Annotated in this window: 9 protein-coding genes; 4 read left to right on the top strand and 5 right to left on the bottom strand. The window is 74.5% G+C overall.

Going from position 1 to position 7,974, the window contains the following annotated elements; translation table 11 throughout:
* Positions 1 to 110 precede the first annotated feature (110 nt).
* Complete coding sequence (locus HN013_RS31835) at positions 111 to 971, bottom strand: DUF4344 domain-containing metallopeptidase (RefSeq protein WP_171172447.1); 861 nt, start codon at positions 969 to 971, stop codon at positions 111 to 113.
* A gap of 168 nt (positions 972 to 1,139) precedes the next feature.
* Between HN013_RS31835 and HN013_RS31830 the strand changes: the two genes are divergently transcribed.
* Together HN013_RS31830 and HN013_RS31825 are read left to right on the top strand one after the other, a co-directional pair.
* On the top strand, positions 1,140 to 1,808 hold the full coding sequence (locus tag HN013_RS31830) for a response regulator transcription factor (RefSeq protein WP_171172445.1): 669 nt from the start codon (positions 1,140 to 1,142) through the stop codon (positions 1,806 to 1,808).
* Complete coding sequence (locus HN013_RS31825; protein WP_171172443.1) at positions 1,805 to 2,923, top strand: histidine kinase; 1,119 nt, start codon at positions 1,805 to 1,807, stop codon at positions 2,921 to 2,923. Before HN013_RS31830 ends, HN013_RS31825 begins: the two co-directional genes overlap by 4 nt.
* Before the next feature lie 106 nt (positions 2,924 to 3,029).
* On the opposite strand, the gene HN013_RS31820 is transcribed toward HN013_RS31825, so the two are convergent.
* Complete coding sequence (locus HN013_RS31820) at positions 3,030 to 3,401, bottom strand: STAS domain-containing protein (protein WP_171172441.1); 372 nt, start codon at positions 3,399 to 3,401, stop codon at positions 3,030 to 3,032.
* 535 nt (positions 3,402 to 3,936) lie between these two features.
* On the opposite strand from HN013_RS31820, the gene HN013_RS31815 reads away from it, so the two are divergent.
* Together HN013_RS31815 and HN013_RS31810 are read left to right on the top strand one after the other, a co-directional pair.
* On the top strand, positions 3,937 to 4,509 hold the full coding sequence (locus HN013_RS31815) for a sigma factor (RefSeq protein ID WP_171172439.1): 573 nt from the start codon (positions 3,937 to 3,939) through the stop codon (positions 4,507 to 4,509).
* Entirely contained in the window at positions 4,506 to 5,687 is a 1,182-nt protein-coding gene (locus tag HN013_RS31810; protein WP_171172437.1) for a zf-HC2 domain-containing protein, read from the top strand. The genes HN013_RS31815 and HN013_RS31810 overlap by 4 nt, the downstream gene beginning before the upstream one ends.
* Positions 5,688 to 5,748: 61 nt before the next feature.
* On the opposite strand, the gene purU is transcribed toward HN013_RS31810, so the two are convergent.
* The 3 genes from purU to HN013_RS31795 all read right to left on the bottom strand — a co-directional run.
* Positions 5,749 to 6,639 carry a formyltetrahydrofolate deformylase gene (gene purU, locus HN013_RS31805; RefSeq protein ID WP_171172435.1) on the bottom strand — a complete coding sequence of 297 codons (891 nt, stop codon included), beginning with the start codon at positions 6,637 to 6,639 and terminating at the stop codon, positions 5,749 to 5,751.
* A gap of 94 nt (positions 6,640 to 6,733) precedes the next feature.
* On the bottom strand, positions 6,734 to 7,177 hold the full coding sequence (locus tag HN013_RS31800) for an SCO4402 family protein (protein WP_212765059.1): 444 nt from the start codon (positions 7,175 to 7,177) through the stop codon (positions 6,734 to 6,736).
* Positions 7,178 to 7,249: 72 nt separating this feature from the next.
* Positions 7,250 to 7,974: hypothetical protein (locus HN013_RS31795; protein ID WP_171172433.1), on the bottom strand; the 725-nt coding region annotated here is incomplete at its 5' end.

Below are 7,974 nucleotides of genomic sequence, written 5' to 3'. Positions count from 1 at the left end.
GGCTGCCCGGTTCCCGGTCTCCGGCGCGCGGCCAACGGCTCCCGGCGCCTTCCGACGGGGCTCGCGCCCGTCCCGTCCGCCGCCCGCGCGCCGGCCGGTCCCGCGCGCCCTCAGCCGCCGGGCGGGCCGGTCCGCCCCGTGGCGTAGGGCGTCAACAGCCCGTCCCAGCCGCGGCGGAGGGCGCGGTACTCGTCCTCGCACTGCTCGGCGCGCTCCTTGCCGAGCCGTTTGCCGTCGACGAGCTTCCGTTCGCGCTCCGGCGCGGAACCGTAGAGATAGCAGAGGTAGTTGGCGCTGCGGACGGCGTCCGGGGCGTGTTCGTCGCTGGGGTCGTCGCTCCCGGGTCCGGAGTCCGCCGCGTACTGGGCGTAGTTGTCCGCGGCGGCCCGCAGCGCGGCACGGCCGGCGGCGCCGCGGGCGAGGAGGCGGTACGCGGCGAACTGGTCGGCGACGTCCTCCTCGTGCCCGGTGAACCGCAGGTCCAGCCGGTCGATGAGGGCGTGGGCGACCTCGTGGTACAGGGTCTCGGTGATCACCCCGGCGGTGCGTCCGGCGACGTCCGGGTCGCGGGCCTCGCGGAACATCGCGCGGACCTCGCCGACGTAGCCGTAGCAGAGGGTGACCCGTCCGGTCTCCGGGTCGTAGTCGGGCACGTCGTCCTCGTCGCAGGACCGGCCGGTGATGCCGATCCGCCGGGGCAGGCGCAGGGTGCGGTTCAGGTCGTCCGCCACCTGCTCGGGGAGCCGGCGCTGCCGGAGGAAGCCGAGGTGGGCCTCGTCTCCCTGGTCGGCCTCCCGGTACGAGACGGTCACACCGGCCCCGCCCGGCCGGGCGTCGTCGTCGCGTGTCCGGTCCCCGCCCCTGCCGCCGCAGGCCGTCGCCATGAGGGCGCAGGCCAGGGCCGCGGGCAGAATACGGGCGTGCCGTGCGCGGGACGGCGTACGGGGGCCGGGCCCGGCATGGTGCAGCATGGTCAGCACTCTGCCGGACGGCAGGCCAGGAGGGAAATCCACCGTTCGCCGGCCGCCGGGCCACCCGACGGAGTGCTGGATTCCGCTTTCCCTGCGCCGGTACGGCAGGCTGGAAGGTGCCGGGAGCCCCTGTGCGCTCCAGGTGTGAAAGGGACGAGGGAGCGGGCGTTGATCCGTGTCGCTGTGGTGGACGACGAGCAGCTGGTCAGGTCCGGGCTGCGGATGATCCTGGGCACGGTCCGGGACATCGAGGTCGTCGCGGACTGCGGGGGCGGCGACGCCGTGGCCACCGTGCTCGCCTGCGCGCCCGACGTCGTCCTGCTCGACGTCCGGATGCCGGACGTCTCCGGGCTGACCGTGCTCCGCGCGCTGCGGGCCGCGCCGGAGCCGCCGGCCGTCGCCATGCTCACCACCTTCGACGCGGACGAGTATCTGGCCGCCGCGCTGCGCGGCGGAGCGGCCGGGTTCCTCCTCAAGGACACCGACCCCGACCAGCTCGTCCGGGCCGTGCGGACGCTCGCCGCGGGCGGCAGCGTGCTCGACCCCGGCGTGACCCGGGCCGTGATCGGCGGCTATCTGGCGGCGGGCGCCGAGAGCTCGGCCGCCGAAGCGGTACGGGTGCTCACCCCGCGCGAGCGCGAGGTGCTGGCGCACGTCGGCGCGGGCCTGGCGAATCCGCAGATCGCCGAGCGCATGGGGCTGGCCCCCAGCACGGTGAAGGACCACGTCCGCGCGGTCCTCGGCAAGCTGGGCGGGGTCAACCGGGTGCAGGCGGCCGTCGTCGCCGACCGCGCGGGGCTGGTCGCGGCGCCACGACGCGAGGACGGCGTCCGGTGAACCGCCGGGCGCGGAGCCGGCCGGCCTGGGTGCCGGTCGTCGCGCCCGCGGCGCTGGCCGTCGCCGACGCCTTCCTGGTCAACGGGGTCGAACCGGGTCCCGCCCTCGGGCTCTCCCTGGTCGCCGCCGTGGCACTGCTGTGGCGGCGACGCTTCCCCGTGACCGTCTTCCTGGTCGTCCTGCCGGGCTTCTACATCGGCTACATCTGGTTCGCCCCGCTGATCGCGCTCTACACGGTGGCGGCCGCGCGCCGCCCGGACCGGCGGCTGCTCGGCCTCATGGGGCTGCTCTTCGCCGTCGTCCACTTCCTCCCCTATCCCCTCTCCGACCTCCCGCACGACGCGCGCGAGCTGGCGCTGGACGCGATCAACGCCGTCGTCATCGCGGCCGCCCCGATCGCGGTGGGGCTGCTCTCCCGCACCCGCCACGAGCTGGCCGGACGGCTGGACGAGCTGACGCGCAGCCGGGCCCGCGAGGACCGGCTCCTCGCCGACCAGGTCGTCGCGACCGAGCGCGCCCGGCTCGCCCGCGAGATGCACGACGTCGTCGCCCACCAGGTCAGCCTCATCAGCCTCCAGGCGGGGGCGGTGCAGGTCAGCACGGCGGACACCCAGGCGCGCGCCGGGGCGAACGCCATCCGGGAGCTGTCCGTGCGCACCCTCGACGAACTGCGCCACATGGTCGGCATCCTGCGGGCGGCGGGCGCGGACACCGAGGAGCTCACGCCGCAGCCGAAGCTGGCGGACCTGCCCCGGCTGATCGAGCTGAGCGCGCTCGACGTCACCTACGAGGACGCGTACGACCCTGCCGCCGACCGCTCCGAGGCGGCGGAGCGGGCCGCGTTCCGCACGGTGCAGGAGGCGCTGACCAACGTGCGCAAACACGCGCCGGGCTCGAAGGTGCGGGTGCGGGTGGACGAGCCGGGCGGCGGGCTGCGGGTCGAGGTCCGCAACGGACCGGCCGACTCGGCGGTCCCCGCGCCCGGACTGCCCGGCGGGGGCCACGGTCTGGTGGGGCTGCGCGAGCGCGCGCAGAGCCTCGGGGGCACGCTGGAGGCGCACGCGACGGAGGACGGAGGCTTCGTCGTACGGGCCCGCTTCCCCCGGGAGCGCTGACGGCCGGAGACCCCACCCACCGGAGACCCCACCCGCCTGAGGACGCGCCGGCCGGAGACCCCCACCAACCTGAGGACGCGCCGGCCGGGAGGCCACGCCGGGAGCGCTACGCCGAGAGCGGGTCGGTCTCGGCGGTCGCGCTGGCCAGGTCCGGGTAGACCTCGAAGAGGCGGCGCACGCCGAGCGCGGCGAGCACCCTGTTGACGTGCGACCCCTCGACCGCCCCCTGCGCGGGCAGGATCAGCCGCAGCCGCCCTTGGCAGGAGCGCATCAAACGGCGGGCGGCGATCAGCACCCCGACCCCGCTCGAGTCGCAGAACCGCACCTCACCGAGGTCGAGCACCAGACTCCGCCGGCCGTCCGCCACCGCGTCGTGCACGCGCTGCCGGACCGCCGGTGAGGTCACCAGATCCATCTCGCCGCTGACCTGGAGCACGGCCCAGTTCCCCTGCTCGCGCTCCCACACCTTCAACGTCACGCGTTCGAGCCCTTCCACTCGGTCCGCCGGCGTTCGCGCTTTCCGGCGCTTTTCCGGACTGAGCCCTTCCGCGGTGTGGCCGCCGTCGCGTACGCTCCGCGACGGTCGCGGACCCGTGCGGGGGCCGGCCGGGAGGCCGGATCCGCCGCGCATTGCCGTCTGGCATAAACCACCGCCGTTGAGCCTATGCCCAGCTCGAACCGTTCCTCCCCATAGATCCGGTCACACCCGCATAACACATCGGCACTTTCGAGCATGTCCGATCCACACCGATCGGTCGATGGACGGCGAACGGTCGGCAGAGCGGCGGAACCGCCACAAGCAGGACCGTTGCGGAGCGACCCCACCCCTATCACCCGGGGCGGTCCCGCGCCCGCGCTTCCCCGATCTTCCCCGGACTTCCCCCGATTTCCGTCCGAACGAGCGCCCGCTGTCGGACCCTCCCGTTACATTGCGAAGAGCAGTCGACGGCACATCGCGAAGAGCGGGCGACGGCCGGGCCGGAGCACGGCGGACGCACGGGAGGAGGGGGCGGATGACGACCGACGCACCACCACGGTGGGACCGCAGGATGCAGCAGCGGCTCGCCCACGGCGAGGCGGCCGCGCTCGGCGAGCTGTACGACCGCTTCGCCTCCCTCGTGCACGGCCTCGCCCACCGGGTCCTCGGCGACGAGGCCGCCGCCGACCGGGTCACCCGGGATGTCTTCGGCCACGTCTGGGAGCACCCCGGCGAGTGGGACCCCCGGCAGGGCCCGCTGCGCTCCTGGATCGCCGGCCTCACCCACCGGCAGGCCGTCGCCCGGCTGCGCCAGTCGGAGAGCGACGGCGAGGCGACCCCGGAGGAGATCGACGAACGGGTCCGCGCGGCCTCCTCCGCCGCCCGCGCCGACTACATCGTCAGCTCCATGCCGGCGCCCCTGCGCGACGCCCTGGACCTCGCCTACACCCGCCGCCTCGACTACCGCGGGGCCGCGGCGGGACTGGGCGTCACGGAGGACGAGGCCCGCCGCAGACTGCGCCTGGGGCTCCAGCTGCTCTCCACGGCCCACCGGGGTGCCCGCCGGCCCGGTCCGCTGCCGCCGCCCGCCGGCGGGGGCCCGCGATGAACCGGTTCCCGCCCCGGCCGCACCCCGCGCTCACCTCGCTGCTCGGCGCCTGGGCGCTGGCCGCCTGCTCGGCCGAGGAGACCGCGGCGGTCGAGGAGCATCTGACGGACTGCGCCTCCTGTGCGGAGGAAGCCGTCCGGCTGCGGGACGCCGTCGCCCTGCTGCACCCCGAGGACAGCCTCGACCTCGATCCCGCGCTGCGCTCGCGGGTGCTCTCCCACTGCCTCGGCCGCCGCCCGGCCAGGATCCCGGTGCCCGGCTGGGCGGCGCCCTACGAGGCGGAGACGGCCCGCCTCGACGCGCTGCTGCGGGACATCGGCGAGCCGGACTGGCGGGCTCCGGTACGGCTCGCCTGGTTCGACGGGCGCCGGGCCGCCGAGCGGGAGGTCAGCGTGGCCGCCGTGATCAGCCACCTCACGGCGGTGGACGGGCTCGTCGCCGGCTCGCTGGGCCTGCCCGATCCGGTCCCGGGACCGGCCGCCGGGCCTCCGGCACCGCCCGTCGGCGAAACGGGGGAGCCCCCGGACGGCGCCGTGCCCGCCGGCCCTCCGGTGTCACCCGCCCGGCGCACCGAGGCCCTGTGGACCGCCGAGGACGGGCAGCCGTCCGGCAGCGCCCACACGGCCTGGCGCGACCAGAGCCGGGCCCTGATACGGAGCGCGTCCTTCGCCGGCGAGGGCACGGCCGCCCGGAGCGTGGAGTACGGCCGGTTCAGCCTCCCGCTGCAGGACGCGTTCCTCGACCGCGCCTTCGAGTGCTGGGTGCACGCCGAGGACGTCGCCGACGCGGTCGCGTACCCGTACGAGCCGCCGGCGCCGTCCCACCTCCACCGCATGATCGACCTGGCGGCCCGGATGCTCCCGGACGCCATCGCCGGGCGCCGCCGGGCCGGTCTCGCCCCGCCGCCGCACACACTGACCGCCGCGGGCGCGCCGGGGCGTGCCCTGCACCTGGAGGTGGAGGGCAGCGGCGGCGGCCACTGGTACATCGCCCTGGACTCCCCCGCGGCACGGGCCGCTCCGGAGACGGAGGTGGCCCATGTGGCGCTGGACGGGCTGGAGTTCTGCCGGCTCGCGGCCGGGCGCGTGGAGCCGAAGGAGGCCGCGGCCGGGCAGGACGGGGATCCGGAGGCGATCCGGGACGTGCTCTTCGCGACGGCTTCGCTGTCGCGGCTGTAGGAAGGCCGGGCCGTAGGGCGCTCCAGGTGCAGGGCGCCCCGGGCCGTTTCGCGGATGCCGGCTACGCGAAGACGACCGTCCGGCGCCCGTTCAGCAGCACCCGGTGCTCGCTGTGCCACTTCACCGCACGGGCGAGGGCCTGGCACTCCACGTCCCGGCCGACGGCGACCAGTTGCTCGGGGGTCACCTCGTGGCCGACCCGCTCGACCTCCTGCTCGATGATCGGGCCCTCGTCGAGGTCGGCGGTGACGTAGTGCGCGGTGGCACCGATCAGCTTCACACCGCGGGCGTGCGCCTGGTGGTACGGCTTCGCACCCTTGAAGCTCGGCAGGAAGGAGTGGTGGATGTTGATGATCCGGCCTGACAGCTCCTTGCAGAGGTTGTCGGAGAGCACCTGCATATAGCGGGCGAGGACCACCAGTTCGACGTTCTCGGTGCGGACCAGCTCCAGCAGCTTCGCCTCCGCCTCCGGCTTCGTCTCCTTCGTCACCGGAAGGTGATGGAAGGGAACGCCGTACGAGCCGACGAGCTCGGCGAAGTCCGTGTGGTTGGAGACGACCGCCGCGATCTCCACCGGCAGCGCGCCGATCCGGGAGCGGAAGAGCAGGTCGTTGAGGCAGTGTCCGAACTTGGACACCATCAGCACGATCCGCATCTTCTCGTCGGCGCGGTGGATCTGCCAGTCCATGTGGAAGGCGTCGCCGATGGCGGCGAAGCTGGCCCGCAGCTTCTCCAGCGTCACCGGGGCCTCGGCACCGAAGTGCACCCGCATGAAGAACAGCCCGGTGTCGTGGTCGCCGAACTGCTGGCTGTCCTCGATGTTGCAGCCGGTCATGAAGAGATAGCTGGACACCGCGTGCACGATGCCCTGCTTGTCCGGGCAGGAGAGGGTGAGGACGTACTGATCGGGCTGTGCGGTCCGCGCGGGCGGCGCCGGCTGCGAGGCGTTCATAGCCCAATAGCGTCGCATATCCGCGGGGCCCCACCGGACCATCCGGTTCCGGCGGGCGCCCGCGGAGCGTGCGCGGGAACGGGCTCCGGCCCGCTCAGACCTTGGTCAGCACCGCGAGGACGGGCAGGGAGCGGGGCGGCACGTCCGGGTCGTCCCCGTCGCCCGCCGCCAGCCGGACGTGCGCCTCGCGCGCGGCCCGTACGGCCTCCTGCCAGCCGTGGTGCTCCAGGTAGGCCGAGACCGGGGCGTCGGCACCGACCTGGTGCATGATCCGCAGCACGCGCAGGACCACCACGTCGACAAGGGCGGCCTCGCCCGAGTCCCGGAAGACCGTCCCGACGTACTTCTCCGCCGACCAGTTGTCCAGCCAGGTGTCCTCGACCAGGCGGTAGACGGCGTCGGTCACGTCTCCGTACCCTTCGCGGCCGGTCAGCCAGCACTCCTGCTGGAAGACCGGGTCCGAGAGCATGTGCAGCGCCGAGCGGACGTTCGCCCGCCAGCGCCACCACGGCATGTCATTGAGCGGCATGCCGTCCATGGTGGTCGAGCGGCGGCCGCGACGGGAAGACTTCTCCGAACCTTGCACAGCGATCGATCGTACGTTCTCGCCTCAGAGCTGTGTCCACTGGCGCTGCGGCAGCCCGTACTTCTTCGCGATCGGGTTCCACAGATCGGCCGCCCGCTTCTTGGCGGCCGTCGCCTCGCCGCTGGCCCGGTCCCCCGCGGCGGCGTCCTTGGTGGAACGGGCGTGCCCCTTGTGGCAGCCGTGTTTGCCGCCGACCTGGTCGGCCCAGGCCGCGTAGTGGCTGTCGGCGGAGGCGGACGACTGCCACGCCCGGGTCAGCTGCGCGGTCAGGTCGCTGTTGCCGGGCAGCTTGTCGACGGGGGTCTTCCGCAGCCGGTCGACGAGCCCGTTCCGGTCCTTCGCGGCGTCGCGCAGGTCACCGGCCGACTTGCCGAGGTCCTTGCAGTTCCGGGTGGCGTCCACGGCCCTGATGACCGTGCCCCGGCTGCTGCCGCTGTCCTGGAGCAGCGTGTCCAGGGCCTTGGCCTGGCCCTCCGCCGGGTCCGCGGGCTTGGGCTTCTTGCTCTTCTCGCCGCCGGGCGTGGCCGGGGCGCTCGGTTCCGTCGTGACCACGGCGGCCTTCTGGGGCTCCTTCTCCTTGTCCCCGTCGTCACCTCCGCCCCAGAACAACGCACCCGCCGCGAGGCCGGCGACGGCGCAGCCGGCCACGACGGCACCGATGATGGCGAGGCCCTTGCCCCGGCCCGACCGCGCCGCGGCGGGCGGGGGCGGCGCGTAGGCGGCCGGCGCGGCGGTCCCGGGCGGCGGCC

Source organism: Streptomyces sp. I05A-00742 (genome assembly GCF_013055795.1).
Taxonomy (GTDB): Bacteria; Actinomycetota; Actinomycetes; order Streptomycetales; family Streptomycetaceae; genus Streptomyces.
This window is presented reverse-complemented; position numbering and strand designations above follow the sequence as displayed.